At 61.7% G+C, this 25,178-nt stretch carries 27 protein-coding genes and 2 pseudogenes; 7 read left to right on the top strand and 22 right to left on the bottom strand.

Annotated elements, in window-relative coordinates; translation table 11 throughout:
* Positions 1 to 6: 6 nt before the first annotated feature.
* Both ACWHXP_RS00295 and ACWHXP_RS00290 read right to left on the bottom strand, forming a co-directional pair.
* Complete coding sequence (locus ACWHXP_RS00295) at positions 7 to 2,223, bottom strand: methyl-accepting chemotaxis protein (RefSeq protein ID WP_489634742.1); 2,217 nt, start codon at positions 2,221 to 2,223, stop codon at positions 7 to 9.
* A 128-nt stretch (positions 2,224 to 2,351) separates the two neighbouring features.
* A complete protein-coding gene (locus ACWHXP_RS00290) occupies positions 2,352 to 2,936 on the bottom strand; it encodes a chemotaxis protein CheW (protein ID WP_134223284.1) in 585 nt (194 codons plus the stop codon).
* 95 nt (positions 2,937 to 3,031) lie between these two features.
* Between ACWHXP_RS00290 and ACWHXP_RS00285 the strand changes: the two genes are divergently transcribed.
* Complete coding sequence (locus ACWHXP_RS00285; protein ID WP_489634743.1) at positions 3,032 to 3,223, top strand: hypothetical protein; 192 nt, start codon at positions 3,032 to 3,034, stop codon at positions 3,221 to 3,223.
* Between the two features lie 161 nt (positions 3,224 to 3,384).
* Here ACWHXP_RS00285 and ACWHXP_RS00280 read toward each other — a convergent pair whose 3' ends face one another.
* Entirely contained in the window at positions 3,385 to 3,537 is a 153-nt protein-coding gene (locus ACWHXP_RS00280) for a rubredoxin (RefSeq protein WP_006461975.1), read from the bottom strand.
* A gap of 98 nt (positions 3,538 to 3,635) precedes the next feature.
* Here ACWHXP_RS00280 and thiD point away from each other — a divergent pair, with 98 nt between their 5' ends.
* Positions 3,636 to 4,484 carry a bifunctional hydroxymethylpyrimidine kinase/phosphomethylpyrimidine kinase gene (gene thiD, locus ACWHXP_RS00275; protein WP_039786906.1) on the top strand — a complete coding sequence of 283 codons (849 nt, stop codon included), beginning with the start codon at positions 3,636 to 3,638 and terminating at the stop codon, positions 4,482 to 4,484.
* A gap of 34 nt (positions 4,485 to 4,518) precedes the next feature.
* The gene (hemL, locus tag ACWHXP_RS00270; RefSeq protein ID WP_310837904.1) at positions 4,519 to 5,802 is read left to right on the top strand and encodes a glutamate-1-semialdehyde 2,1-aminomutase; all 1,284 of its coding nucleotides are present in this window, start codon (positions 4,519 to 4,521) and stop codon (positions 5,800 to 5,802) included.
* A 164-nt stretch (positions 5,803 to 5,966) separates the two neighbouring features.
* Here hemL and erpA read toward each other — a convergent pair whose 3' ends face one another.
* The 6 genes from erpA to rplM all read right to left on the bottom strand — a co-directional run bounded on the left by erpA (position 5,967) and on the right by rplM (position 9,672).
* Positions 5,967 to 6,332, bottom strand: a complete 366-nt coding sequence (erpA, locus tag ACWHXP_RS00265) for an iron-sulfur cluster insertion protein ErpA (RefSeq protein ID WP_008331898.1) — start codon at positions 6,330 to 6,332, stop codon at positions 5,967 to 5,969.
* A gap of 73 nt (positions 6,333 to 6,405) precedes the next feature.
* On the bottom strand, positions 6,406 to 6,801 hold the full coding sequence (locus tag ACWHXP_RS00260) for a bactofilin family protein (RefSeq protein ID WP_039786903.1): 396 nt from the start codon (positions 6,799 to 6,801) through the stop codon (positions 6,406 to 6,408).
* Positions 6,802 to 6,810: 9 nt separating this feature from the next.
* A complete protein-coding gene (locus ACWHXP_RS00255; protein ID WP_121044014.1) occupies positions 6,811 to 7,515 on the bottom strand; it encodes a DUF6776 family protein in 705 nt (234 codons plus the stop codon).
* 23 nt (positions 7,516 to 7,538) lie between these two features.
* Positions 7,539 to 8,576 carry an N-acetyl-gamma-glutamyl-phosphate reductase gene (gene argC / locus ACWHXP_RS00250; RefSeq protein ID WP_134223286.1) on the bottom strand — a complete coding sequence of 346 codons (1,038 nt, stop codon included), beginning with the start codon at positions 8,574 to 8,576 and terminating at the stop codon, positions 7,539 to 7,541.
* Between the two features lie 265 nt (positions 8,577 to 8,841).
* Positions 8,842 to 9,234, bottom strand: coding sequence for a 30S ribosomal protein S9 (rpsI, locus tag ACWHXP_RS00245; protein WP_006461968.1), 393 nt, complete (start codon positions 9,232 to 9,234; stop codon positions 8,842 to 8,844).
* Positions 9,235 to 9,243: 9 nt separating this feature from the next.
* Entirely contained in the window at positions 9,244 to 9,672 is a 429-nt protein-coding gene (gene rplM, locus ACWHXP_RS00240; RefSeq protein ID WP_013235788.1) for a 50S ribosomal protein L13, read from the bottom strand.
* On the opposite strand from rplM, the gene ACWHXP_RS00235 reads away from it, so the two are divergent.
* Positions 9,671 to 10,060, top strand: coding sequence for a hypothetical protein (locus ACWHXP_RS00235; RefSeq protein WP_134136562.1), 390 nt, complete (start codon positions 9,671 to 9,673; stop codon positions 10,058 to 10,060). The genes rplM and ACWHXP_RS00235 overlap by 2 nt on opposite strands.
* A 255-nt stretch (positions 10,061 to 10,315) precedes the next feature.
* Positions 10,316 to 10,774 (top strand): OsmC family protein, encoded by a 459-nt coding sequence (locus tag ACWHXP_RS00230; protein ID WP_489623753.1) that lies wholly within the window; start codon positions 10,316 to 10,318, stop codon positions 10,772 to 10,774.
* Positions 10,775 to 10,855: 81 nt separating this feature from the next.
* Here ACWHXP_RS00230 and coq7 read toward each other — a convergent pair whose 3' ends face one another.
* From coq7 to ACWHXP_RS00185, 9 genes are all read right to left on the bottom strand, one after another.
* Entirely contained in the window at positions 10,856 to 11,482 is a 627-nt protein-coding gene (coq7, locus tag ACWHXP_RS00225; protein ID WP_489623754.1) for a 2-polyprenyl-3-methyl-6-methoxy-1,4-benzoquinone monooxygenase, read from the bottom strand.
* Positions 11,483 to 11,578: 96 nt separating this feature from the next.
* Positions 11,579 to 12,613: a dihydroorotase gene (pyrC, locus tag ACWHXP_RS00220; protein WP_034329873.1), complete on the bottom strand. Its 1,035-nt coding sequence runs from the start codon at positions 12,611 to 12,613 to the stop codon at positions 11,579 to 11,581.
* 230 nt (positions 12,614 to 12,843) lie between these two features.
* Positions 12,844 to 13,572 (bottom strand): amino acid ABC transporter ATP-binding protein, encoded by a 729-nt coding sequence (locus tag ACWHXP_RS00215; protein WP_008331909.1) that lies wholly within the window; start codon positions 13,570 to 13,572, stop codon positions 12,844 to 12,846.
* Between the two features lie 84 nt (positions 13,573 to 13,656).
* Positions 13,657 to 14,352, bottom strand: coding sequence for an amino acid ABC transporter permease (locus ACWHXP_RS00210; protein ID WP_039786895.1), 696 nt, complete (start codon positions 14,350 to 14,352; stop codon positions 13,657 to 13,659).
* Positions 14,353 to 14,355: 3 nt separating this feature from the next.
* Positions 14,356 to 15,105 (bottom strand): amino acid ABC transporter permease, encoded by a 750-nt coding sequence (locus ACWHXP_RS00205; protein WP_134223288.1) that lies wholly within the window; start codon positions 15,103 to 15,105, stop codon positions 14,356 to 14,358.
* Between the two features lie 187 nt (positions 15,106 to 15,292).
* Positions 15,293 to 16,240, bottom strand: coding sequence for an amino acid ABC transporter substrate-binding protein (locus tag ACWHXP_RS00200; RefSeq protein ID WP_121043861.1), 948 nt, complete (start codon positions 16,238 to 16,240; stop codon positions 15,293 to 15,295).
* A 928-nt stretch (positions 16,241 to 17,168) separates the two neighbouring features.
* The gene (locus tag ACWHXP_RS00195) at positions 17,169 to 18,461 is read right to left on the bottom strand and encodes a Glu/Leu/Phe/Val family dehydrogenase (RefSeq protein ID WP_489623756.1); all 1,293 of its coding nucleotides are present in this window, start codon (positions 18,459 to 18,461) and stop codon (positions 17,169 to 17,171) included.
* 329 nt (positions 18,462 to 18,790) lie between these two features.
* Positions 18,791 to 19,807 carry a LysR family transcriptional regulator gene (locus ACWHXP_RS00190; protein ID WP_204725993.1) on the bottom strand — a complete coding sequence of 339 codons (1,017 nt, stop codon included), beginning with the start codon at positions 19,805 to 19,807 and terminating at the stop codon, positions 18,791 to 18,793.
* Positions 19,808 to 19,894: 87 nt separating this feature from the next.
* Entirely contained in the window at positions 19,895 to 21,799 is a 1,905-nt protein-coding gene (locus ACWHXP_RS00185) for an ABCB family ABC transporter ATP-binding protein/permease (protein ID WP_489634744.1), read from the bottom strand.
* Between the two features lie 159 nt (positions 21,800 to 21,958).
* Between ACWHXP_RS00185 and ACWHXP_RS00180 the strand changes: the two genes are divergently transcribed.
* The gene (locus ACWHXP_RS00180; RefSeq protein ID WP_489623759.1) at positions 21,959 to 22,393 is read left to right on the top strand and encodes an acyl-CoA thioesterase; all 435 of its coding nucleotides are present in this window, start codon (positions 21,959 to 21,961) and stop codon (positions 22,391 to 22,393) included.
* Positions 22,394 to 22,506: 113 nt separating this feature from the next.
* A pseudogene (locus ACWHXP_RS00175) lies at positions 22,507 to 22,773 on the top strand (2-hydroxyacid dehydrogenase); the annotation flags it as partial.
* Here the strand turns inward: ACWHXP_RS00175 and ACWHXP_RS00170 are convergent.
* The 4 genes and pseudogenes from ACWHXP_RS00170 to ACWHXP_RS00155 form a co-directional block, all read right to left on the bottom strand.
* Positions 22,753 to 23,016, bottom strand: a pseudogene (locus ACWHXP_RS00170) (type VI secretion system tip protein VgrG); the annotation flags it as partial. The pseudogenes ACWHXP_RS00175 and ACWHXP_RS00170 overlap by 21 nt on opposite strands.
* 470 nt (positions 23,017 to 23,486) lie before the next feature.
* On the bottom strand, positions 23,487 to 23,927 hold the full coding sequence (locus ACWHXP_RS00165; RefSeq protein WP_489623762.1) for a hypothetical protein: 441 nt from the start codon (positions 23,925 to 23,927) through the stop codon (positions 23,487 to 23,489).
* 10 nt (positions 23,928 to 23,937) lie between these two features.
* Entirely contained in the window at positions 23,938 to 24,837 is a 900-nt protein-coding gene (locus ACWHXP_RS00160; RefSeq protein ID WP_489634745.1) for a hypothetical protein, read from the bottom strand.
* On the bottom strand, positions 24,834 to 25,079 hold the full coding sequence (locus ACWHXP_RS00155) for a hypothetical protein (protein WP_489623764.1): 246 nt from the start codon (positions 25,077 to 25,079) through the stop codon (positions 24,834 to 24,836). Before ACWHXP_RS00155 ends, ACWHXP_RS00160 begins: the two co-directional genes overlap by 4 nt.
* Positions 25,080 to 25,178: the final 99 nt, after the last annotated feature.

The raw sequence follows: 25,178 nt of genomic DNA, 5'->3' as shown, positions 1-25,178 counted from the left end.
ACCGGCTCAGGAAACTTTGACGCGGAAACGCGAGACCGAGCTTTCCAGCTGGCGCGCCGCATCCCACAGTTCTTCATAGAGCGAGGCGACCTGTTCGCGGCTCTGCTCGATGATGTCGTTCTCGCTCAGGATGCCCTGGATCTGCTGGGCCACCCCATTGGCCGAGACCGCCTGTTCGCGGGTCGATACCGCCATGCCCTGGATCAGGTCGGCCAGGCGCTTGGAGACGCTGCGGATATCGGCCAGGGCGCTGCCGGCCGCGTCCGACAGCACGGCACCATCGGTGACGCCATTGGTGGATTTTTCCATGGCCACCACCACGTCGCGGGTATCGGCCTGGATCATGCGCACCAGCGCGCCGATCTCGCGCGTGGCGGCGCTGGAGCGCTCGGCCAGGTGCTGCACCTCCTCGGCCACCACCGAGAAGCCGCGCCCGGCCTCGCCCGCCGACGCTGCCTGGATGGCGGCATTGAGGGCCAGCACATTGGTGCGTTCAGTGATATCCGAAATCAAGTCGGTGATCTCGCCGATCATCTGCGAGGACGCGCCCAAGCGCTTGATGCGCTCGGAGGTCTCGCGGATCTGCTCGCCGATGCCATCCATGGCCTTGACTGCATCTTCCACGGCACGCGCGCCGCGCTCGGCCACCACCACGGCGTGGCGGGCCACATCAGCGGATTCATCGGCCGACACCGAGATGCCGGTGATCTGGTTGGACATTTCCAGCATGGCCTGGGCGATGCGCTGGATGCGCCGGGCCTGCGCACGGGCAGCGGCCCCCAGCTCGGTGGTGGTGCCGCGCACGTGTTCGGAACTCCAGGCCACCTTGGCGGCCATCTGCGTGACCTGTTCGACCAGCCCGCGCAGGGCTTCCACGGTGTAGTTCACGGAATCGGCGATGGCACCGGTGACGTCGTCCGAGACCGTGGTGTGCACCGTCAGATCGCCATCGGCCACGCGCTGCAGCTCGGTCATCAGGCGCAGCACGGCAGCCTGGGTCAGATGATTGGCGCGCATGGCCTTTTCTTCTTCCTGCTGGGCCAGCTGGCGCTGCAGTTCGGCTTCCTGGCGGCGGGCTTCGGCGGCGGCGGCATTGTTGCGGCTGCTCTGCAATTGCACCAGGGCGATGCCGATGGCACTGAGCAGGGCCATTGCCATGGCGCACAGCATGGCCCAGAAGGTCCAGGAGCGCGCCTTCAGGGCGACTCGGTAGGCCTCCTGCAATTCGGTGAGGTGGCGTTTCAAGGTTTCGTTTTCCATGAACACCAGTTGCTCGGAGCGCTTGGCCGCGATGAAATTCTGCAGGTTGCCGAGGATGCCGGCGATCTGCGGCTGGTACTCGCCGAAGACCCGCGTGAGTTCCTGCAGCTTGCTGCGCAGGTCGGCATCGGTGGCTGCGCGCAGGCGCAGCATCTCATTGCCTTCCAGCAGGCTCTTCAACAGGTCGCCAAAAGCGGTGATGTCCTTGCCGAGCATGAAGGCAGTTTCCGCATTGACGCCGTCGGAGGTGAGGAACTCATTGGAGCTGCGGCCCAGGCGCAGGGTCAGCATCACCAGCTGGCTGGCGGCGGCCATCTCGCGCGTGGTGGGCCGGCCCTGCGACTGCAGCATGGCGATCTGCTCGCTCAGGTCCAGCATCACGGGCAGCAGCTGGTTGAGGCGCTTGAGCGTGGTCCCGAAACCGGTCAATTCCTTTTCCATGCCGAGGATGGTCTCGCCGGCCAGATCGGTACGACGCCACATGCGGGCCACGTTGTCCAGCGCCGGCTTGAGCGCAGGATCGGGCAGGCCGATGTTCTGCCCTTGATACGGACCGCCGCTGCTCAGCAGCAGCAGGCCGCGATTGAATTCGAGCCGGCTTTGCGCCAACTGCACGAAGGCTTGGGGATTGCCCTGGATGGCATTGGGCACGGCCTTGCCGATGCGCTGGGAATGCATCACCAGGTCCGACGCCAGGTTGGTCTGCAGGGTCGCCAGCAGGTACAGGCGCGCGCCCAGCCACATGAACAGGCACAGGGCCGCCAGCGACAGCGCCAGCACGCCCAGCAGCACCCGGGTCTGGGTACGCAGGGAATAACGGTGCAGCCAGGGCAGGCGCAGGCCAGGGCCGCCCTGCCCGGCCGACCGGCCTCGATCGCCTCCGGCCACGGCAGCGCTCCCGGTGCCGGACCCAGGGGCGGCCGGGAGCTTCTTTTTCGACAGATACGGCAAGGTCGGTTCCATGGCCGGCGTTCCTATTCCCTCTTTACAGATCTCGCAGATCTTCTGGATTTCTCAGGTTTTTCTGATTTTCAGGCCTGCAGCTGCAGTGGCTTGCAGAGGCCGCCTCGGCGTCGCTTGCGACACGGCTGCTAGCGGCCGATCTGCAGAAAACGGCTGTCCTGGCTCAGCAGCGACAGGTCCAGTTCATCCCATTGCTGACCACCGCTGTCTTTATAACGTCCGGCAAGGCCCAGCAAGGGAATTTCCGTATCGTAATTTTTCGATATTTTGGTCATTTCTGTGATGTCACGCAGTCCCAATACCCTTGACACCAGCAAGCCGCATTGCGGTGCCAGGCCGTGAGCCAGCAGCAGGACGTGGCTGCTGCGGCCGATTTCCTGGGGGACGGCACCGGCCAGGCCCATGAGATCGGCCAGGCCGATCAGGCTGCCGCGGATGTTGAGCAGGCCGCGAAACCAGTCGCGGGTGGCGGGTACGGGGGTGATGGCAAGGCCGGACAGCGGAACGATCTCGCCAGCCTGGGCCAGCGGGACCAGATAGCAGTGCTCGCCCATGGCGACCGCCAGGCGGCGCGAGCGCATGCTTTCGTTGTCGGAAGCGGCCATGCGCGCCAGCAGCGAAGCCTGGAACTGCTCCAGTCCCTCGCGCTCCGGCAGGCCGGGAAAGCTGCGGGCGGCGGGCGCGTTGATGACGAAATCCTTGGTGTGTGGCATACCAGCCCTCATGAAACGGTTAAGAAAGGCCATGCCGCCGCACGCTTGCGCGCACGCCGAAGCGCGCCAGCGGCGCGTTGGCGGGGCTGGGCTCAATGGACAAGACCGTCGGGGGAGATGCCGTACAGGGGCCGGGCGGACGTCTGTGCGTCCTGTTATCCGGTCATGCGGGCAAAGCTGGTACTGTTCACGATTTTACCCAGAAAAGTTCGCTGCTTTTCCGCCCGGCAAAGACATGGCACCAGCAGGCAGAAAAAAATGATGGGAAAACGCGACGAAAACCGTGACAAAGCGAGAGTTTGATGTAGATCAAATCCCGTAAGGCAGGAAAACAGGAGGGTGAGCGGCAACTCCCGGCCAAGGAAGCGCCGCCAGCGTGCCGCCGGGCACATGGCGGCGGGACGCAATGCCGAAGCCGTCGGCGGCGGTGCAGGCGATCAGCAGGCGATCAGATGGCGACCATCTCGAAATCTTCCTTGCGGGCGCCGCATTCCGGGCAGGTCCAGTTGATGGGCACGTCGTCCCAGCGGGTGCCCGGGGCGATGCCTTCTTCGGGCAGGCCTGCTTCTTCGTCGTAGATCCAACCACAGATCAGGCACATCCAGGTTTTGAATTCGGTTTGGCTGCTATTCGTCACGGCTGACTATCCCTAAAATCAATCAAGTAAAATGCTAAGTCAGCTATCTTAATCTACTCGACGTGCAAAACCAAACTCCTCCCCTCATCCTCAGCTTCGGCGCAGCTGATCCGGTCGGCGCCACGGGCGTCCAGGCCGATCTCGCCACTTTCGCCGCCATGGGCTGCCACGGTTTGTCGGTGGTGACGGCTTTGCTCATCGGCGACACCGCCCGCGTCGAAGACGTGCAGGTGGTCGACGTCGACTGGGTCGCCGACCAGGCCCGCGTGATCCTCGAAGACATGGCCGTGGCCGCCTTCAAGGTCGGTGCGCTGGGCAGCATCGAGAACATCTCGGTGATTGCCGAGATCGTCTCCGACTATCCCGACGTACCGCTGATCCTGGATCCCTTCATCAGTGCCCTGGCCAACCAGGAAGACGAGGATGATCGCCTGATCGCCATCCGCGAACTGCTGATCCCGCAGGCCACGGTGCTGATCTGCTCGGCCGGCGAACTGACCCGCCTGGCCGAAACCTGGCGCGAGCCGGTGCCGGGCGATGCGCTGGAGCTCGATGCCATGCGCATCATCGAGATGGGCTGCGAATACCTGCTGGTGACCAATACCCAGACCGACCTGCAGGAAGTGGCCAATTCGCTCTTCGACGAATCCGGCCTGGTGCGCCAGGATGCCTGGCCGCGCCTGCCGGGCTCCTTCGTCGGTGCCGGCAGCACGCTCTCGGCGGCCATGGCAGCGATGCTGGCCAATGACCTGGAAGTGCCGCTGGCGGCGTCCGAAGCGCAGGAGTTCACGCTGGCCGCGCTGGCCAATGCGCAGCGCATCGGCATGGGCAAGCTGCTGCCCGACCGCTATTTCTGGGCGCGCGAATCGGAAGATCCCGCCGATCTGGACGCGCCGCCTTCCATCAACTGATTCACTGCATCCGGACGGTATCGTCCGCACACTCATGACCAAGACCAATGCATCCCTGTTCGCCCGCGCCCAGCAAAGCACGCCGGGCGGCGTCAATTCCCCGGTACGCGCCTTCCGCTCGGTAGGCGGCACCCCGCGCTTCATCGAACGCGCCGAAGGCCCCTGGTTCTGGGATGCCGAAGGCAAGCGCTACATCGACTACATCGGCTCCTGGGGCCCCGCCATCGTCGGCCACGCCCATCCGGAAGTGGTCAAGGCGGTACAGCAGGCAGCTGCACGCGGCCTGTCCTTCGGTGCACCGACCGAGGCTGAAATCGAGATGGCCGAAGAGATCATCAAGCTGGTGCCCTCCATCGAGCAGATCCGCCTGGTCTCCTCCGGCACCGAAGCCACCATGAGCGCGCTGCGCCTGGCCCGTGGCGCCACCGGCCGCGACAAGATCATCAAGTTCGAAGGCTGCTACCACGGCCACGCCGACTCCCTGCTGGTGAAGGCAGGCAGCGGCTTGCTGACCTTCGGCAATCCGACCTCGGCCGGGGTCCCTGAAGACTTCGCCAAGCACACCCTGGTGCTGGACTACAACAACGCCGCCCAGCTGGAAGAGGCCTTCAAGAATGCCGGCAACGAGATCGCCTGCGTGATCGTGGAACCGGTGGCGGGCAACATGAACCTGGTGCGTGCTTCGGATGAATTCCTGCGCACCATGCGCCGCCTGTGTACCGAATACGGCGCCATCCTGATCTTCGATGAAGTGATGTCGGGCTTCCGCGTGGCACGTGGCGGCGCCCAGGAGTTGAACGGCATCGTTCCCGACCTGACGGCGCTGGGCAAGGTGATCGGCGGTGGCCTGCCGGTGGCCGCTTTTGGTGGCCGCGCCGAGGTGATGAAGCATCTGGCACCGCTGGGTGGCGTCTACCAGGCAGGTACCCTCTCGGGCAACCCCGTGACGGTGGCGGCCGGCATGGCGACCCTGAAGATCATCCAGCAGCCGGACTTCTACACCCATCTGACGGCCCAGACCCGCAAGCTGGCCGATGGCCTCGCCGCTGCCGCCAAGGCAGCCGGCGTGAGCTTCGCAGCCGATGCCATCGGCGGCATGTTCGGCCTCTACTTCGATGCCAAGGTGCCCACCAGCTATGCCGAGGTGATGCAGGGCGACAAGGAACGCTTCAACCGCTTCTTCCACAAGATGCTGGATGCGGGCGTGTACTTCGCGCCTTCAGCCTTCGAAGCCGGCTTCGTGTCGGCCCAGCACAGCGATGCGATCATCGAGGAAACCATCGCCGCTGCGGCCAAGGCCTTCACCGAACTGGGGTGAGGCTGGTGCGGGCATTTCCGGTGGCGCCTGGCCGTTCCCGGAAACGCCCGCTGCACGGTGGGTCCAGGGCGATATGAAGGTTCTGGACATGAAAAAAGGACGCCGAGGCGTCCTTTTTCTTCATCTCCCCGCAAAGCTGCGCCAGGCGGGGAGTCTGGCAGCGCTTACACCGAGAACGAAGAGCCGCAACCGCAAGTGGTCGTGGCGTTCGGGTTCTTGATGACGAATTGCGCGCCTTCCAGGTCGTCCTTGTAGTCGATTTCAGCGCCCACCAGGTACTGGTAGCTCATCGAGTCGATCAACAGCTGGACGCCGTTCTTGCTCATCGTGGTGTCGTCTTCGTTGACGATTTCATCAAAGGTGAAACCGTACTGGAAACCCGAGCAACCGCCGCCCTGCACGAAGACGCGCAATTTCAGGTCGGGATTGCCTTCTTCCTCGATCAGCTGGGCCACCTTGGCGGCTGCGCTGTCGCTGAAGTTGATCGGGGCGGGCATGTCGGTTTGTTGCAGTTCGGCTACGGCATTCATTTCGGGCTCCTGCTGGGCTTGAGGCGGATCAATACATCAGATCGATAAAGCCATTATAAGCGCTTGCGGATTTTCATGCTTCCGACGATGCAGCCAGCTTCAGCACCGGCGTCTCGACCTGCTGGTCATGGCTGAGCTTGCCGGAGACCAGTGCCCCGCCATGCATCTCCAGCGCCTTGTAGAAGACATTGCCGGTAATGCGAGCCTTGGGCTGCAGCTCCAGCAGTTCGGTGGAGTGGACATCGCCGACGATCTCACCGTTGACGATCAGGTGAGCCGCGCGCACCTCGCCGACCACCTTGGCGTGCTCCGAGATGACCAGCACGCTGGGCTGGCCGGTTTCGGCGTTGATGTTGCCGGTGATGGCGCCGTCGATGCGCAGGCCGCCCTTGAAGCCGACGTCGCCCGTGATGCTGGTGGACATGCCGATCAGGCTGTCGATCGTGCTTTTGGTCTTGCGTGTAAACATGGAATCACCTCACAGATCTACCGACTGCTGGGCACGCACCTGGCCGCGGTCGAGAACTCGGACTGCCACCGACTTCACGATGGCACCTTCGGGAATGGTCAGCAGGCCTTCGACCCGCTGGTAATACTTGAATGCGAGCCGATAGCGCGCCTGGTCAGCGGAATTGCCTTCCGGGAAGTTGATGGTAACACCTTTGCCGCCCTGCACCATATTGACACTAAGCTGCAGGTTTCCTGCAAACTGTTGCGTTCCCCCACCACCTTGCATGACCAGCACGCGATAGCGCAGCTGGTTGGGCGCGGCCTGTTCGGCCTTGAAGCGCTGGATGGTGATGCCGGGTGCGCCCAGGTTGGTCGGCAGCAGGCTGTCGAAGAAGGCCAGATCTTCCTTCTGGCGATTGATTTCCGCCTCCATGTTCTTGACCTGGGTCGCCAGGGTGGCTTGCGCCGTCTGGGCAATCTTCAGTTCATTTTGCGACGCGTTGGAGGCAGATTGCAAGCGCTCATTTTCCGCGGTCAGCTTCTTGACCTGTTCGCTCAATTGCTCGATCTGCTCGCCCGCATCCCCATGCAGGCCAGGCAGGTTGTTGCGCCCCAGCTGGTAGGTCCAGACTGCCGCCGCCGCTCCCACGGCCACCACCGCTGCCCACAGAAGGATCAGCAGCGGCAGCGGCAGATGGCGCTTGATGGTCATCTTCGGCGCAGAAATCGTCATGCGCCGACGCCACAAGCGGTACTTCACGGCAGGACCGGGACCTGCTGCAGGCCGCTGGTTTCTTCCAGACCGAACATCAGGTTCATGCACTGCACGGCCTGGCCGGAAGCACCCTTGACCAGGTTGTCCTGGACCACCAGCACCACAACCGTGTCGCCATTGTCCGGACGATGCACGGCCAGGCGCAGCATGTTGGAAGCGCGCGTGGTGCGGGTCTCGGGATGCGAACCGAAGGGCAGCACGTCGACGAAGGGCTCGTCCTTGTAGGCGTCTTCGAACAGGGCCTGCAGGGCGGCGTTGTCGATGTCCTTGGTCAGGCGGGCGTACAGGGTGGAATGCATGCCACGGATCATCGGCACCAGGTGCGGCGTGAACAGCAGGCCGACCTTGTCGCTGGTCAGGTGCGACAGGCGTTCGATGGTTTCGGGCGAGTGGCGATGGCCGGAGACGCCATAAGCCTTGAAGTTGTCCGAGGCTTCCGAGAACAGCAGGCTCAGTTCCGCCTTGCGACCGGCGCCGGAGACGCCGGACTTGCAGTCGGCGATCAGGTGCGAGGCATCGATCACGCCGGCCTTCAGCAGAGGTGCGAAGCCCAGCTGCATGGTGGTCGGATAGCAGCCAGGATTGCCCACCACGCGCGCCTTGCGGATGGCCTCACGGTTCAGTTCGGGCAGGCCGTAGGCGGCTTCCTTGAGCAGGTCAGTGCAGCTGTGCGGCAGCTTGTACCACTTCTCGAAGGCGGCCACATCCTGCATGCGGAAGTCCGCGGCGAGGTCGATCACCTTCACGCCGGCGGCCACCAGTTCCGGGGCCTGGGCCATGGCCACGCCGTGCGGGGTGGCGAAGAAGACCACGTCGCAGTCGGTCAGGCGCGCCTTGTCGGGCGAGGAAAAGGCCACATCGACGCGGCCGCGCAGGGAGGGATACATCTCGGATACCGGCATGCCGTCTTCCTTGCGCGAGGTCACGGCCTCCACCCGGGCTTGCGGGTGAGTCGCAAAAATACGCAGCAATTCGACGCCGGTGTAACCGGTTCCGCCAACGATACCTACCTTGATCATGTCTGTTCCTTGCGAGAAAAGGCGAAGAGAAAACGCCGTGGCGGACGAGCGCCGGACGCGCGTGCATGGCACGCTGAAAAGCGGTCAATTTTAGCAGGAGAATATTTCCCGCTGATTTCCGCTCGGACAGTAATTTCCGCAAATAGCCGAAATTATCGTCACACTACGAGACGTTGCGCAAGCAAGCCACACCTGCAGCGACAACGCATAAAAGCAAAAAGCCGCCGGCACAGATGCCGACGGCTTTCCGTAATGCAAGAAACGATTAACGCTTCGAGAATTGCTTTGCGCGACGTGCCTTGCGCAGACCAACCTTCTTACGTTCGACTTCACGCGCGTCACGGGTGACGAAGCCTGCGTTCGACAGAGCCGACTTCAGGCCGGCGTCGTAGTCGATCAGGGCGCGGGTGATGCCGTGGCGAACAGCGCCGGCCTGGCCGGATTCGCCGCCACCGTGGACGTTCACCTTGATGTCGAAACGTTCGACGTTGCCGGTCAGTTCCAGCGGCTGACGGATCACCATCAGGCCGGTTTCGCGGGAGAAGTACTCAGCGGCGGGCTTGCCATTGACGATGATGTTGCCCGAACCTGCCTTGATGAAAACACGCGCCACTGCACTCTTGCGACGGCCGGTTCCGTAATTGTAGTTACCGATCATGTCTGTTCCTTAGAGGGCGAGGGGTTTCGGTTGCTGCGCGGCGTGCGGATGGTTGCCATCTGCATAAACCTTCAGCTTCTTGATCATGGCGTAGCCCAGCGGACCCTTGGGCAGCATGCCCTTGACGGCCTTCTCCAGCGCACGGCCGGGGAAACGCTGTTGCATCTTCAGGAAGTTGGTTTCGTAGATGCCGCCCGGATAACCGCTGTGGCGGAAATAGGTCTTCTCAGTGGCCTTGGTGCCGGTCACGCGCAGCTTGCCTGCGTTGACGACGACGATGAAGTCACCGGTATCGACGTGCGGAGTGAATTCGGGTTTGTGCTTGCCGCGCAGTCGGAGTGCCACTTCGCTGGCAACACGTCCGAGGACCAAGTCCGTCGCGTCAATCACGAACCACTCGCGCTGAACCTCATGGGCTTTAGCGGAAAAGGTCTTCATGTTTGACTTTCTCTATCAATATATAAACGCTCAAATGGCGGTTCCGCTCATGCGGGCCAGCCGGCGGATGCCTGCTGTCCTGGGTACTTCGCTTCGCGGACTCATCCTTTTATCTTCCCGAGCGCATGGGAAAGCCGGCAAGTATAGCCTTTTCAAGGACTTAGCGTCAAAAGGTTTCGGGGGATTGTGGCGTCAATCCGGCAATTTGCCGGGGTTTTATCGCTGGAAGACTGCATTTCATTGCCGGTGGCACAACTTTGCGTCGCACTTTGGCCAAGCTTGGCGAAAAAAGGACAAAAAAAACCCGGACACTGAGGTTCCGGGTTTAATCCACACCAATGAGGAGGGTGGAGGAGACATCGTTACGTGCTGCAAAAACTTCCGTTGAATTCAATATAGCAAAGCGGTTTGTGCAACGCAATAACGCGAGGCGAATAAATTTGTAACTGTCTGCAAGCGGCGTCACTGCTGGGTTACAAGTTGCTGAAAGCACAGTGGAAACGCGATAGATGAATATTCATTCGACAATTTTTCCGCAGCGCAAAAATCACGGAGCTTCACATGCCCTCCCCTGTACCGGCTGCAGGTATGCGCGTCAAAAGCTACAATACGCAGCTTCATTGAACCGATTGGGACGAGACAGATGGAATGCACAGTACGTTGGACCGGCTTGTCCGGCATGACCTTCACCGCGGAAACCGGTTCGGGCCACCTGCTGACGATGGATGGCGCGCCCGATGGCGGCGGCCGCAACCTGGCCCCGCGTCCGATGGAAGTGGTGCTGGCCGGTACCGGTGGCTGCACCGCCTATGACGTGGTGGTGATCCTGCGCAAGAGCGGCCAGGACGTGCGCGGCTGCGACGTGACCCTCAAGTCCGAGCGCGCCGAGACCGATCCCAAGGTGTTCACCAAGATTCATTTCCACTTCGTCGTGCGTGGCCGCAACCTCAAGACCAACGTGGTCGAGCGCGCCATCAAGCTGTCCCACGACAAATATTGCTCGGCCTCGATCATGCTGGAGAAGACGGCCGAGATCACGCACTCCTTCGAGATCATCGACGACCTCACCGATATCTCCTCTGCAGCCGCCCAGCAGCAGTAAGTTTCGGGGCAGGATGCAGCAAGAAAAAAAAGCGGCCGAGGCCGCTTTTTTCATGTCCGGCGATCCGCTTGCCGTCCGGGTTCAGACCCGGTAAGCCACCGTGGTCATGACCTTGGCCATGGCCTTCATCAGCCCACGGACCGGTGCCGGCACTTCGGCTGCGCCCAGGTCACGTGCGGCCTGGCCGTGCTCGATCTCATCCAGGCGCATCTGGTCGACGATGGCGCGCGAGCGGTTGTCCTGGGCCGGCAGCTTGTCCAGGTGGCCCAGCAGGTGGTGCTCGACCTGGCGCTCGGTCTCGGAGACGAAGCCAAGATTGCGCGCATCGCCCAGCCGTGCGGCGATGCTGCCCAGCACATAGGCGCCGCCATACCACAGCGGATTGAGCAGGCTGGTATGCGACCCCAGTTCGCGCAGGCGTTCGGCGGTCCAGGCGAGGTGATCCTCTTCCTCGATGCCGGCGCGCTTGAAGGCCGCCTTGATATCTTCCGTCTGGGCGAAGCGGCCCTGGGCATCGTAGAGCGCCTGAGCACAGACCTCGCCCACGTTGTTGACCCGCATCAGCCCGGCCGCGTGGCGTTTCTCGGCCTCGTTCATGACACCGTCCGGCAGGCCGCGCCCCGGGTTGGGACGGCTCTCGAACACCACGCCGCTGATCACGCGCAGCGCCTTGTCGAAATCGGTAATCAGTTCATCGACGACTTGCATACAGCTCGCCTTTCTCTCGTTGTGATGGACATCCCGGCCGCGCCGCCTGGGCGCGCGGACCGGGGACGAAGGAATACGGCTGATCCCTGAAACGGATCAGACCATCTTCCAGTGGATCTGTTCGCCTGCCGACAGCGGCACCACCGTGGCATCGCCCATGGGCAGCTCGGCGGGAATGGCCCAGGTCTCGCGCTGCAAGGTGACGGTGCCGGTATTGCGCGGCAGGTTGTAGAAGTCCGGACCGTTGAAGCTGGCGAAGGCTTCGAACTTGTCCAGCGCACCGGCGCTGTCGAAGGCCTGGGCATACAGCTCCAGTGCATGCAGCGCGGTGTAGCAACCGGCGCAGCCACAGGCGTGTTCCTTGGCACCCTTGGCGTGCGGGGCCGAATCGGTACCGAGGAAGAACTTGTCATTGCCCGAAGTGGCTGCCGCCACCAGCGCCTTGCGATGAGTCTCGCGCTTGAGGACCGGCAGGCAGTAGTAGTGCGGACGGATGCCGCCCTTGAAGATCTCGTTGCGGTTGAACAGCAAATGGTGCGCCGTGATGGTAGCGGCCGTCGGGCCTTCGCCGGCCAGCACGTAGTCGGCCGCTTCCTTGGTGGTGATGTGCTCGAAGACCACCTTCAGTTCCGGCATGGCCTGGCGCAGCGGCTTCATGATGCGGTCGATGAAGACGGCTTCGCGGTCGAACAGGTCGATCTCGGGGTCGGTTACTTCACCGTGGACCAGGAAGGGCATGCCCACTTCCTGCAGCACCTCCAGGGTCTTGTAGCACTTCGACAGGTCGGTCACGCCGGCGTCGGAGTTGGTGGTGGCACCGGCCGGATAGAGCTTCACGGCCTTGACGAAACCGCTTTCCTTGGCACGGCGGATTTCCTCGGGCGGGGTGTTGTCGGTCAGGTAGAGCACCATCAGCGGCTCGAAGGACATGCCTGCGGGCAAGGCGGCCAGGATGCGATCGCGATACGCACCGGCCTGCGCAGTGGTGGTCACCGGCGGCTTCAGGTTGGGCATGACGATGGCGCGTGCGAACTGGCGTGCCGTATGCGGCAGCACGTCCTGCATGGTGGCGCCGTCGCGCAGGTGCAGGTGCCAGTCGTCCGGGCGGGTGATGGTCAGTACGTTACTCATTGCGGATCTTTCGGTCTTGGAGTGGTGTCGGTCTGAGGATTACGGATCAGGCAAGGCATCCCGGCCGATGCGGGCTGTGGAGAGCCAGCCGCGATGTCTTCAAGGGCGACATTCTACCGTAGCCGTCAAGCACCCCGGAGGGCAAGCCCTGACCCGCTTTTGACCTGGCACAAACGACAAGGGCCGCCCCGTTGCCGGGGCAGCCCTTGCCGCGATGCGAATGCGCGCGATCAGTGGGTGATGATCTTGGCCAGGAAGTCGCGTGCGCGTTCCGAACGCGGCGAGGCGAAGAACTCATCCTTGGCGCAATCTTCCACGACCAGGCCCTTGTCCATGAACACCACACGGTTGGCGACCTTGCGGGCGAAGCCCATTTCGTGGGTCACGACCATCATGGTCATGCCTTCCTGGGCCAGGCCGACCATGACGTCGAGCACTTCATTGATCATTTCCGGATCCAGCGCCGAGGTCGGTTCATCGAACAGCATGGCGATCGGGTCCATCGACAGCGCGCGGGCAATCGCCACACGCTGCTGCTGGCCGCCGGAGAGCTGGCCGGGGAACTTGTCCTTGTGCGCCAGCAGGCCCACGCGGTCCAGGTACTTCAAGCCCTTTTCAGTAGCCTCTTCCTTGGAGCGGCCCAGCACCTTGATCTGGCCGATGGTCAGGTTCTCGCGGATGGAGAGGTGCGGGAACAGTTCGAAGTTCTGGAACACCATGCCGATGCGCGCACGCAGCTTGGACAGGTTGGTCTTGGGGTCGCCGACGGAGACGCCATCGACGGTGATGGTGCCTTTCTGGAAAGGCTCCAGGCCGTTGACGGTCTTGATCAGCGTGGACTTGCCGGAACCGGACGGGCCGCACACCACCACCACGTCGCCCTTCTTGACGGAGGTCGAGCAGTCGGTCAGGACCTGGAAGCTGCCGTACCACTTGCTGACATTGTTGAGTTCGATCATTTGATTCTCCTGGATTTCTGAATTCTGGATTCACTGGCAGCCAGCCTGGCGCCACAAAGCGCGGGCGGCGGCCGTCAAAAACATTTAGCGGATGATGGCGATCTTCTTCTGGAAGCGCTTGACCAGTTGCGACAGGCCAAAGCTCAGCACGAAATACACCACGGCCACGAAGAGATACATTTCCACCAGGCGGCCATCACGCTGCGCGATCTTGGAAGCGCTGGTCACGAAGTCCGGCACCGAGCCCAGCACGTAGACCAGCGAGACGTCCTGGAACAGCACGATGGTCTGAGTCAGGAGGATCGGGGTCATGTTGCGGAAGGCCTGCGGCAGCACCACGTTGCCCATCATCTGCCAGTAGTTCATGCCGATCGCATAGCCGGCGAACACTTGCCCGCGCGGAATGGACTGGATGCCCGAACGCATGATCTCGCAATAATACGCGGCTTCAAACAGGATGAAGGTGATCAGGGCCGACTGGAACGCACCGACCTGGATGGGTTCGGAGGCACCAATGATCCAGGCACCGATGAAGGGCACCAGGAAGTAGAACCAGAAGATCACCAGCACCAGCGGAATGGAGCGGATCAGGTTGACGTAGGTGGTCGCGATGAACGACAGCGGCTTGTTGGACGACAGGCGCATCATGGCCAGCAGCGTGCCCAGGATGATCCCGCCCAGCATGGCCGAGAAGGTCAGAATGAGCGTGAACTTCAGGCCGGTCGTGAAGAGGTAGACCCACGAGCGCTGGATGACGTCGAAATCGAAATTGCTGAACATGGATCAATGCCCTCCTGCGCTGGTGCTGCCGCCGGTGATGTAGCCCGGAACGGCGGTGACCTTTTCCAGCAGGCGCGCCATCAACAGCGCGATCACGGAAATGATCAGATAGATGATCGTGGCACCGCTGAGCGCCTCGAAGGTCTGGAAAGTGAATTCGCGCATCGAGTAGGTTGCGGCAGTCAGTTCCACCAGGCCGATGGTCAGTGCTACCGAGCTGTTCTTGATGATGGCGGCGAACTCGTTGGTCAGTGCCGGGATGATGATGCGGAAGGCCATCGGCAGCAGCACGTAGCGATAGGTCTGCACCGGGGTCAGGCCCAGGGCGGCACCCGCCATGCGCTGGCCGCGCGGCAGCGCCTGGATGCCGGTGGTCACCTGCACGGCCACACGGGAAGAGGTGAAGAAACCCAGGGCCAGGGTCGCGGTCACGAAGGACGCATCCGGCAGGCTCTTGATCCAGTCACCGATGGCGCTGGGCAGCAGTTCCGGCACCACGAAGTACCACAGGAACATCTGGACCAGCAGCGGAATGTTGCGGAACAGTTCCACATAACCGTTGGCAATGCGCACCACCCAAGGTTTGGTGGTGGTACGCAGGGTACCGAAGATGGTGCCCAGGACCAGTGCCATGATCCAGGCGCAGGCGGCTGTGGCCAGGGTCCATTTCAGGCCCGCCAGCAGCGTGTCAATGTAGGGGATGCCATCGGGAGACATCTCCCAGAAGATTCCCCAATTCCAGTTGTAATGCATAAATGGCCTCGTCTGTGGTTCGAAGTCTGTGTTCTCGGGCGCGGTCACCAGGCAAATGCCGCGCCGCTTCTTGTTGGTTCAGCGCCTTGGCCGCCCCGGCATTGCCGCAAGGCAAGCGGGACAGTTCCGGCTAAACAAAACGGGGGACAGGCCCCCGTTTCGTTCGATTGCACGAAGCAATGCGCTTTTACTTCTTCTTGCCCAGGTTCTTCTGCGCTTCCGGCACGACAGCGTAGGCAGCCGGATCGTAGGAGTCGGTCGGCTTGGCCAGAACGGCTTGCAGCTGCGGGCTCATCGGCACGTTCAGGTTGACACCCTTGGGCGGGATCGGCGACTGGAACCACTTCGCGTAGATCTTCTTGATGTCGTCACCCTTGTAGACCACGGTCAGGGCTTCGTCGACGACCTTCTTGAAGTCGTTGTCGCCCTTCGGCAGGATCAGGCCGTACGGCTCGACCGACAGGGCTTCCGAGGAAACCTGGTAGTCAGCCGGGGCCTTGGAGTTGGCGGCCAGCGAGGACAGCAGGATGTCGTCCATCACGAAGGCCGCGGCACGGCCGGTTTCCACCATCAGGAAGGCTTCGGCGTGGTCCTTGGCAGCCAGGATGTTCATGCCCAGGTTGCGTTCGGCGTTCAGTGCGGTGATCTGCTTCAGGTTGGACGTACCGGAGGTCGAGACCACGGTCTTGCCCTTCAGGTCATCCAGCGTCTTCAGGTTGGCCGACTTCTTGGACAGGAACTTGTTGGCAGTCACGAACTCGGTCACCGAGAAGGCCACCTGGTTCCAGCGTTCCTGGTTGTTGGTTGCGGAGTCGCAGGAGATGTCGGTGGTACCGTTGGCGATCAGCGGGATGCGGGTGGCCGAGGTCACCGGCACCATCTTGATGTTCAGCGAGGTCAGGCCCAGCTTCTTCTGGATCGCGGTCGCGGCCTTCAGGCACAGGTCGATCGAGTAGCCTTGGTAGGACTGCTTGTCGTCCAGATAGGAGAAGGGAATCGACGAATCGCGCACGCCCAGCGTCAGGGTGCCCGAGTCCTTGATCTTCTTCAGACGGCCGGTGAATTCCTCAGCATGCACCGAGCTCATCAGTACGCTTGCCCCAACCAAAACCCCTGCTAGCTTCAATAACTTCATTGTGTGACCTCCTGGAAAAATTTTTTACGTAACGGTTCAAATGGCCTGGTAGCGAATCCGCTTGCGCGCTGCCCCTACCGGGCTGGCCGGCCGTATTGACGAGCCTGTTATTGTTCTCTGCCGTGTCGCCTATTCTGTGTGCTAACACAGTTCTTTGCCAGCTTTGTTTGCTCCACCACTGGCGATCTCTGGCGATGACCACCCCCTCGGTGAAGCGCAGACTGGCAAATTACCCGAGCGCAACTGTCGGCGGGCGCATTGTACGACATATGCCGCCCGGTCTGGCAATCCGCAGAAACCCTCATGGCGGCGGTACCACGATCCGACGCAATGAGGAGGGTTTCGCACCTCGCAGGAAGCCCTGAAGAGGACGTCGGCAGCACGGCAGCAACCCCATTCCTTTCAGCAATATCCATGCCAGAAACGCCATCCGCACGCAGCACGCGAGCGCATGGGCGTGCTGCGGCAGGCAGCATCATGACAGCGGTGATCGGGGAATGGACAGAAGCCGGAGGCACCAGCGCAGAGCCAGTGTGGACGCCGCTTGCGGGGCGATATGCAGAAACGTGCAGGGAAGAATGGAAGCCAGCGTCAGTGCGGCGAATGCGAGTGCGACAAACGTGAAGAGACAGGTCAAAACCACACCGTCCGATAACGTGCACGACATCGGCATGACAGGCCGCAGCAGCCCGTGCCGGATCATCCGCACATGCGGCAGCGCCCGGCATGTTGATGCCGGGTCCGTCACTGAAGATCTTGCGCCGCAAGGCTGGTTGGCCTGCGGTGCGCATGCGCACAGCAACCACGTCTCCTCCGAACCAGAGTGCTCTGGAATCATGCGGCCGACGGTCTGTGGCGCAGTGCGCCGCCGTCTTTGGCCGTGGTGGTCCGGTGCTCGCCGGACCGTTTTTTTTACAGCATCACTGCATCACGGATACAGGCCGCGCATTTCACGCGCCTGCAGCACGCGGGTACACGCCACGATGAAGGCCGCGGTACGCAGCGACACGTTCTTCTCTTCGGCCAGCTGCCATACGGCGGCGAAGGCTTCGCGCATGATGCGGGTCAGGCGCAGGTTGATTTCATCTTCGGTCCAGAAGAAGCTGGAGAAGTCCTGCACCCATTCGAAGTAACTCACCGTCACGCCACCGGCGTTGGCGATCACGTCCGGCACGATCAGCACGCCCTTGTCGCGCAGGATGTCATCGGCGGCCGGGGTGGTCGGGCCGTTGGCGCCTTCCAGGATGATCTTGGCCTTGATGTGATTGGCGTTGGCTTCGGTGATCTGCTGTTCCAGTGCGGCAGGCACCAGAATGTCGCAGTCGACCGACCAGAATTGGGCGCGGTCGGTGATTTCATCCGCACCTTCGAAGCCCTTGACGCTGCCATTCCTGGCCACGTAAGCCTGCAGTGCCGGCACATCCAGGCCACCGGCATTGAAGACGGTGGTCACGTGGTCCTGCACCGCCACCACCTTGGAACCGGCTTCAGCGAACAGGCGCGCAGCGATGCCGCCGACGTTGCCGAAACCTTGCACCGCGACCTTGGCATCCTTGATGTCCATGCCGCGCTTGGCAGCGGCTTCGCAACCGACCACGAAGACGCCACGACCGGTGGCTTCATGGCGGCCCAGGCTGCCGCCCAGGGAGATGGGCTTGCCGGTGACCACGCCCGAGGACGTGCTGCCCTGGTTCATGGAGTAGGTATCCATCATCCAGGCCATGATCTGCGAATCGGTGTTCACGTCCGGTGCCGGGATGTCCTTGTTGGGGCCGATGATGATGCCGATCTCGCTGGTGTAGCGGCGCGTCATGCGCTGCAGTTCGCCACGGGAGAGCGTCTTGGGATCAACACGGATACCGCCCTTGGCACCGCCATAGGGCACGTTCACGGCGGCATTCTTGATGGTCATCCAGGCCGACAGGGCCATCACTTCGGACAGCGTCACATCCTGGTGGAAACGCACACCGCCCTTGCCGGGACCGCGCGAGGTGTTGTGCTGCACGCGATAGCCCTCGAAGTGGGCAATGGTGCCGTCGTCGCGCTCGATGGGCACGTCGACCACCAGGATGCGCTTGGGACGCTTCAGGGTTTCCACCCAGCGGGCCAGCGAGCCCAGGTGGGGCGTGACGCGGTCGATCTGTTCGAGATAGACGCCCCACGGACCGATGCCGTGCGGGACGAGATAGGAAGGCACTTCGTGATTAGGTACGTTCGACATGATGCAATCGCTCCTTTGGATAGCCGTGCTGTTCAAAGACAAAAGGCCTGCAAATTCCGAAAGTCCGCCAGGCATGTTACTCCGTCGGCAGCGGCCTGCAAGCCGCACCACAAGGCGCGCAAGAAGGCGGCGACGGAGGCGCGCCCGCCAGCGCGGCGCGGGGTGCGCCTGCTGGAAATTCGTGCCTGTCCGATTCAGCGCCGCCATCGTAGCCAGCCGCTCAAAACAACGCTAATGCTTTGTGAGCATGCAATTATGCAGCGCTTGCATAACCTTTGAAATCCCTTGATGGACAAGGGATTGCGCCATTTTCACCTGTTAATTTTTGATCAGGAATCGCGTTTTTCAGCCGTGCGCGGACTTTTTCCGCCAGCCCCCTTGGGACGCTCCCCACGTTCGCCGCGCTCGGCCTTTTCCTGCCGCTGCGCATCCAGCTCCACCAGGTATTCCCACAGCCGCGCCACCAGCGCCTTGCCGGTACGCTGGGCGGTCGGGCGCTCGCGATAGAGGCGGATTTCCATCTCCACTTCCCACTCCCCGGTGGGACCGTCGGTGCGCGCCAGCTGGCGGTTGCGCACTTCGCGCAGCACCGACGATTCCGGCAGGAAGGCCACCCCATGACCCTCCAGCGCCATCATCTTGAGGCTTTCCGACATGTCGGTCTCGTAGTGTTTCATCAGGTGCAGCGGACGCTTGGTGTCGGCCATCATCAGCTCCACCATGCGGCCCAGGTAGGCATTGCTGGTGTAGGAGAGGAAGGGCACGGGAGCCTTGGCGCTGCCCGGGAAAACGTAATCCGGCTTGCCGTTGCGGTCGCAACGCGAATACGGGCGCAGGGTTTCGGTGCCCATGGTCAGCATGTCGTAGCGGCTGGCATCGAGCTGGACCGGCTGGCGCGGATGGTGATAGCACAGCAGCAGGTCGCAGCCGCCTTCGACGATGGTCATCACGGCATCGTGGACGTTCAGGGCGATCAGACGCGTATTGATGGAGCCGAAGCCCGACTCCAGGGCGCTGAGCCACTTGGGCATGTAGGTCAGCGACAGCGTATGGGGGACGGCGAAGTCGATGGTGGTCTGCGCCGTGGGCCGCTTGCCGCGCAGCAGCGCGCGCGTGTTGTTGATCTGGCCCAGCATGGCCACGGCCTGTTCGTAGAAGACTTCACCGGCGGCCGTCAGGCGCGTGGGATAGGAGGTGCGGTCGATCAGGTCGGTGCCCAGCCAGGCTTCCAGTGACTGAATGCGCCGCGAGAAGGCCGGTTGCGTCACATGCCGCAGCTCCGCCGAGCGACTGAAACTGCGCGTTTCCGCCAGGGAGACGAAATCCTCAAGCCATTTGCTTTCCATTGCCCGCCCACTTCCCGTTCTAGGTCGAATGCGCGAATTGTGCCGCTGTGCCCGCGCCGGCGCAAGCTGCGCGCGCGGGCGAGGGCCTCAGCGACGTTCGGCCGGCATCAGCACCGTCGGTTCGGCACCGGGCTCGGCCGCCGCTGCCACGCCCTCCGGCTGCGGCACCACCGAACCGCCCTCCTCTTCCGCGCCGGCCTGCTGGCGCAGCCACATCTGCGCATACAGGCCATCGGCCATCAGCAGCCCGGCGTGGGTGCCGCGTTCGACGATGCGGCCGTGATCCATCACCAGGATCTGCTGCGCATTGACGATGGTGGACAGGCGATGCGCAATGACCAGCGTGGTGCGCTCGCGCGCGATCTCTTCGAGCTGCTGCTGGATGGCCTGCTCGGCGCGAGAATCGAGGGCCGAGGTGGCTTCGTCGAAGATGAGGATGGCCGGATCCTTGAGCAGCGTGCGGGCGATCGCCACACGCTGCTTTTCGCCGCCGGACAATTTCAGTCCGCGCTCGCCGACCATGCTGGCGTAGCCATCGGGGAGCGACTCGATGAAGTCATGGATATAGGCCGCCTTGGCCGCTGCCACGATCTGCTCGCGCGTGGCCCCCGGCTTGCCGTAGGCGATGTTGTATTCGATGGTGTCGTTGAAGAGCACCGTGTCCTGCGGCACGATGCCGATGGCCTGGCGCAGCGAGGCTTGCGTGACATTGCGCAGGTCCTGGCCATCAATGCGGATGGCCCCTCGGTCGACATCATAGAAGCGATACAACAGGCGCGACAACGTCGACTTGCCCGAACCGCTATGACCGACCACTGCCGTGGTGGTACCGGCCTGCACCTTGAAATCCACATCGAAGAGAATCTGGCGATTGCGCTCGTAGCTGAAGTCGACATGCTCGAAATGCAGCTCCGCGCCCTGCGTCTTCAAGGGCTGTGCACCGGGCCGGTCGGCCACTTCGCGGTTTTCTTCCAGCAGAGAGAACAGGCGTTCCATGTCGGCCAGGCTCTGCTTGATCTCGCGATAGAGCACGCCCAAAAAGTTGAGCGGAATGTAGAGCTGAATCATGAAGGCATTGACCAGCACCATGTCGCCCAGCGTCATGCTGCCATCGATGACGCCGGCGATGGCGCGCCACAGGATGAGCGTGACGGCGATGGCGATGATGGCCGACTGCCCGGTGTTGAGCAGCGACAGCGAACTCTGCGATTTGACGGCCGCGCGTTCATAGCGCTGCAGGCCTTCGTCATAGCGGCGCGCTTCGAATTCCTCGTTGCCGAAATACTTCACCGTCTCGTAGTTGAGCAGCGAATCGATGGCGCGCGTATTGGCATGCGAATCCAGCTCGTTCATGGTGCGGCGGAAATGCGTGCGCCACTCGGTGACCGTGATGGTGAAGAGGATGTAAAGCACCAGCGCACCGGCCGTGATGAGCGAGAACCAGATGTCGTAATGCGTGCTCAGGTAGGCCAGCACCAGCACGATCTCGATGATGGTCGGCAGGATCGAGAACAGCGTATAGGACACCAGCGTGGAGACCCCGCGCGTGCCGCGTTCGATATCGCGCGTCATGCCTCCGGTCTGGCGGTTCAGGTGGAAGCGCAGCGACAGCGCATGCAGGTGGCGGAAGACCTGCAGCGCGATGGTGCGCACGGCGCGCTGCGTGACGCGGGCAAACATCAGTTCGCGCAATTCGGTGAAGAGCGCCGTGGCCAGCCGCAGCGCGCCGTAGGCCACCAGCAGGCCGAGGGGCAAAACCAGCAGGGCTTGCGGATGCGCGGGCGTGATGGTCATGGCATCGACCAGTCTCTTCAACACCAGCGGCACGCCCACGTTGGCCAGCTTGGCCCCGACCAGGAAGGCCAGCGCAAGCATCACGCGCCACTTGTAGGTCCACAGGTACGGCAGCAGCGTGCGGACGACTTCCCAGTCGCCACGCTGGCGTTTGATGGGGACTTGCGATGAGGAGGCGGAATTGGGGTAGCGGCGCATGGGCGGGTCGGGTTGAAAGGGGTCGGGCACGGCAACACAGCAGGCGGGCAACATCCGATACACTAGGCCGTTGCCGCGCCTGCGGGCGCACAGCCGCAAAACCGAATTATAAGAGCCATCCCGGCGCGCCGCCGGACATCACCTGCAAAGGAGCCTTCCATGTCATCCACCGTTTCCCAACTTCCGCCGGGCAAGGCACCGCAGCTGCGCGTCATGCCCATGCCGTCGGATGCCAATGTCTATGGCGACGTCTTCGGTGGCTGGATCATGGCCCAGGTCGACATCGCCGGCTCGCTGCCGGCCACGCGCCGCGCCAACGGGCGAGTGGCGACCATTGCGGTCAATTCCTTCCTGTTCAAGAATCCGGTGTTCGTGGGAGACCTGCTGTCCTTCTATGCCGATATCGTCAAGGTCGGCAATACCTCCATCACGGTCAACGTCGAAGTCTATGCCGAGCGCAATCGCCTGCAGACCGAAATCGTCAAGGTGACCGAAGCCACCCTCACCTACGTGGCCACCGATGAAAACCGCAAGCCGCGCCCGCTGCCGCCGCTGGATCCGGTGCGCGAAGCGGGGGCCAGCCCGGCGGTCTGAGCGCCGCCCTTCCCCTCCTGCGGGCTTGAAAATTTTTCAGCCCGCAGGGTGCAGCGCAGACGTATCGTTATGCCTCCCTCACTGTCTTCCTCTTCCTCTTCTTCATACTGCCCATGACCTCCTCCAGCCGCCCTGTCGTCCTCATCGTCGCCCGCCTGCCGCAGCACCTGCTGGACTTGCTGCAACAGAACTTCACCTGCCACAACCTCATCCTCGATCCGCTCACCGAGGAAGCGCTCGCTGCCATCGCGCCACAGGTGCGCGGCATTGCCGCCAATGGCGAAGCCAAGGTCGGGCGCGAGTTCATGGCGCGCTTTCCGGCGCTGGAGATTGTCTCGGTGTTCGGGGTCGGCTATGACGGGGTGGATGTACCGGCTGCCGTCTTGCCGGACGAGCTCCACGCAAAGCAATTTGCCCTGGAGGTCCTTGAGTTCGAGCGTGGCGTTGTCGGCCAACAGCTCGACGGTGAATTCGAAGTCGCGCGACAGGCCTTCGCTGGCGTCAAGCTTGTTGACGAGCAGTTCAGAAAGGGGGGCGTCGTTGTGTGGGAAAGTGAGCCGCAGAATGCGGGCGTGCTGATAGTCTGAAAGCAGCTGCTCCAGACCCCGGAGGGTTTCGCTCATGCAGGAATCCTGTGTTCATCAAGTTTCCCTCCCTGATGTAACACCGGCGCGCATTTTAATATTTCCTCGTGGAAAGCCGCAACTACCTCGTGACACCGATGGCCAAAAAATCTGATGATCTGCCCGAAGGGGAACCAGTTCTTGTCAGCGGCGTACCGTCCCACCCATGCAGAACCTTAAGCAATACGGCCCCGGAACTTCGATCACGTTGAATTCGGATGGCGGCTCAAGCTTTCAATAGCCCCGTTATAACGGCCAGGAACGATGGCCTGATTTTTAAACGAAGGAATGTCACTCTCTGCTTGTCATGAATCAAGCTGTCAATCTTGGCAGCACCATGGATCCCCTCGTTTTCTCGCGGTGTCATGCCAAAGCATGATTTCCAGGATCGACTTGACTGGAAATGTCGACTGTCTCATGTCCGTTCATGTTTTTGAGTAGATCAACAGAACCTCGGAATATAAGCGGCTTCAAGTTTCTTCTGTTGGCCAATCGTCCCATCTTCCTTTTGCAAACACGGCCACCGATTTGTTACTGTCATCGTGGCCCCCAAAGCCGCCTGCTGCCAATCCGAGTTTAAGAAAAATAGTCGTGCCAGCGATCATGATCGGCGCATCGTCCCAATCATGCAGAACCTTAAAAGCATGCGCTCCCGGAACTTCGAACAATTTAAGTCCATTCAATTGCACATTTGGCAGATTGGGATACAGGCTAATCTCTACTAGTCCATCATCCGCATCTGAGAAAGTTAACTGCAGACGCTTCTCGCTCCAATACTCCGTTGATTCATCGAAGAACTGGCATTTCTTTGCGGATAGCGGCGCGCCTAATATTTTATGAGCTTCGCCTCGATTCATTCCGAACTTGAGCGGTCCGACGCCGAGGTAGGACGTGATGATATGTTCTCGCATAGTCAATCTCCTAAGGCAATAATCCGTGCTTATCAAGACATTTAAAATATTCCAGCATTTCTAGCATCGCTTCGTTATATTTTCGCGGGTTGCCCGCGTTCTTGACTATCTTTCGTACATCCTTGATTTCAATGGCCATCGCTTTACGCCATTGTTTTTTCTTGATGAGATTTTCGACCGTCGTTCGATAGAAAGTAGCTTGTTTGGAATATCCGTTGCTTGACGTTTCTATATGGTCGAGAGGATCCATCTGAATTGCTGGGCCTTCATTGAGCATCAACGGACTGACGTGATCGGCTGGCATGTGATGCGAGTCTTTCCCGTCATTTCTGGGCTTGCTCGTCTTGCCATGCGCCCCTCCTCGATAAGGGCCTTTGCCACTCCCCTGACGCAAATGATCGCAAGGCCCCTTTGGTTTTTTCTTTACCGTGGTATCTTTGCCGCCCCCCTTGCCTCCACCGCCCGCATGGGCCGCCTTCACGGCATTGGCTTCCTTCGCGGCCTTGGCAGTTTCCACCGCTTCTTTTGCAGCCCTCGCCACTTTGACCGCTTCTTCAGCTTCGCGCGCGCCCTTTGCTGCGCTTGCCGCGCTCACTGCTCGCTTGGCCACCTTGCCTGCCGTCGTAACGACTTTTCCGCCCGGAATCATGCTGGCTGCCGCGATACCTGCTTCAACGTGGTCGCCCTCGGCGGTATAGAGCGCCGCATCGATCGCACCCGTGATCACCGACAAGCCCGGAACAAAACTCGCAACGCCCAGCACCCCGTGCACCCAAGGACTGGACCTTTGCCAAAACGTTTTCTCGGCGGTGGTCTCCGGTTTCAGCGCTGCGTTGTCTCCTCCGCCGTGCGGCTCTATGCGTGTTGCTGACCTCTCAGCCTGCTCGAGGATGACTCCTTTGGTCGTCATGGCCGCTTGTCCCGCGTCATGTCGCACGGGAGGCAGGTCAGGTTTCCGGATTCAGTTCGGGCGTTATCCGCCCGGCGCCAACGATTGAGAGCAAAGTTGCGTGACAGCCCTTCGCTGGCGTCAAGCTTGTTGACGAGCAGTTCAGAAAGGGGGGCGTCGTTGTGTGGGAAAGTGAGCCGCAGAATGCGGGCGTGCTGATAGTCTGAAAGCAGTTGCTCCAGACCCCGGAGGGTTTTGCGCATGCAGGATTCCTGTGTTCATCAAGTTTCCCTCCCTGATGTAACACCGGCGCGCATTTTAATATTTCCCAATGGAAACGCGCAACTCCTGAATGACGACGG

The sequence above is a fragment of the Herbaspirillum sp. Her2 genome, from assembly GCF_057961375.1.
The sequence above is the reverse complement of the archived record's forward strand: the minus strand, read 5'-3'. Positions and strand labels throughout refer to the sequence as shown.

Excerpts from the sequence above, each read along its gene's own strand:
- ACWHXP_RS00295 (WP_489634742.1), bottom strand. The coding sequence starts at position 2,223 with ATGGAACCGACCTTGCCGTATCTGTCGAAAAAGAAGCTCCCGGCCGCC.
- ACWHXP_RS00290 (WP_134223284.1), bottom strand. The coding sequence starts at position 2,936 with ATGCCACACACCAAGGATTTCGTCATCAACGCGCCCGCCGCCCGCAGC.
- ACWHXP_RS00285 (WP_489634743.1), top strand. The coding sequence starts at position 3,032 with ATGGACAAGACCGTCGGGGGAGATGCCGTACAGGGGCCGGGCGGACGT.
- ACWHXP_RS00280 (WP_006461975.1), bottom strand. The coding sequence starts at position 3,537 with ATGTGCCTGATCTGTGGTTGGATCTACGACGAAGAAGCAGGCCTGCCC.
- hemL (WP_310837904.1), top strand. The coding sequence starts at position 4,519 with ATGACCAAGACCAATGCATCCCTGTTCGCCCGCGCCCAGCAAAGCACG.
- erpA (WP_008331898.1), bottom strand. The coding sequence starts at position 6,332 with ATGAATGCCGTAGCCGAACTGCAACAAACCGACATGCCCGCCCCGATC.
- ACWHXP_RS00260 (WP_039786903.1), bottom strand. The coding sequence starts at position 6,801 with ATGTTTACACGCAAGACCAAAAGCACGATCGACAGCCTGATCGGCATG.
- ACWHXP_RS00255 (WP_121044014.1), bottom strand. The coding sequence starts at position 7,515 with ATGACGATTTCTGCGCCGAAGATGACCATCAAGCGCCATCTGCCGCTG.
- argC (WP_134223286.1), bottom strand. The coding sequence starts at position 8,576 with ATGATCAAGGTAGGTATCGTTGGCGGAACCGGTTACACCGGCGTCGAA.
- rpsI (WP_006461968.1), bottom strand. The coding sequence starts at position 9,234 with ATGATCGGTAACTACAATTACGGAACCGGCCGTCGCAAGAGTGCAGTG.
- ACWHXP_RS00235 (WP_134136562.1), top strand. The coding sequence starts at position 9,671 with ATGTTTGACTTTCTCTATCAATATATAAACGCTCAAATGGCGGTTCCG.
- rplM (WP_013235788.1), bottom strand. The coding sequence starts at position 9,672 with ATGAAGACCTTTTCCGCTAAAGCCCATGAGGTTCAGCGCGAGTGGTTC.
- ACWHXP_RS00230 (WP_489623753.1), top strand. The coding sequence starts at position 10,316 with ATGGAATGCACAGTACGTTGGACCGGCTTGTCCGGCATGACCTTCACC.
- coq7 (WP_489623754.1), bottom strand. The coding sequence starts at position 11,482 with ATGCAAGTCGTCGATGAACTGATTACCGATTTCGACAAGGCGCTGCGC.
- pyrC (WP_034329873.1), bottom strand. The coding sequence starts at position 12,613 with ATGAGTAACGTACTGACCATCACCCGCCCGGACGACTGGCACCTGCAC.
- ACWHXP_RS00215 (WP_008331909.1), bottom strand. The coding sequence starts at position 13,572 with ATGATCGAACTCAACAATGTCAGCAAGTGGTACGGCAGCTTCCAGGTC.
- ACWHXP_RS00210 (WP_039786895.1), bottom strand. The coding sequence starts at position 14,352 with ATGTTCAGCAATTTCGATTTCGACGTCATCCAGCGCTCGTGGGTCTAC.
- ACWHXP_RS00205 (WP_134223288.1), bottom strand. The coding sequence starts at position 15,105 with ATGCATTACAACTGGAATTGGGGAATCTTCTGGGAGATGTCTCCCGAT.
- ACWHXP_RS00200 (WP_121043861.1), bottom strand. The coding sequence starts at position 16,240 with ATGAAGTTATTGAAGCTAGCAGGGGTTTTGGTTGGGGCAAGCGTACTG.
- ACWHXP_RS00195 (WP_489623756.1), bottom strand. The coding sequence starts at position 18,461 with ATGTCGAACGTACCTAATCACGAAGTGCCTTCCTATCTCGTCCCGCAC.
- ACWHXP_RS00190 (WP_204725993.1), bottom strand. The coding sequence starts at position 19,807 with ATGGAAAGCAAATGGCTTGAGGATTTCGTCTCCCTGGCGGAAACGCGC.
- ACWHXP_RS00185 (WP_489634744.1), bottom strand. The coding sequence starts at position 21,799 with ATGCGCCGCTACCCCAATTCCGCCTCCTCATCGCAAGTCCCCATCAAA.
- ACWHXP_RS00180 (WP_489623759.1), top strand. The coding sequence starts at position 21,959 with ATGTCATCCACCGTTTCCCAACTTCCGCCGGGCAAGGCACCGCAGCTG.
- ACWHXP_RS00165 (WP_489623762.1), bottom strand. The coding sequence starts at position 23,927 with ATGCGAGAACATATCATCACGTCCTACCTCGGCGTCGGACCGCTCAAG.
- ACWHXP_RS00160 (WP_489634745.1), bottom strand. The coding sequence starts at position 24,837 with ATGACGACCAAAGGAGTCATCCTCGAGCAGGCTGAGAGGTCAGCAACA.
- ACWHXP_RS00155 (WP_489623764.1), bottom strand. The coding sequence starts at position 25,079 with ATGCGCAAAACCCTCCGGGGTCTGGAGCAACTGCTTTCAGACTATCAG.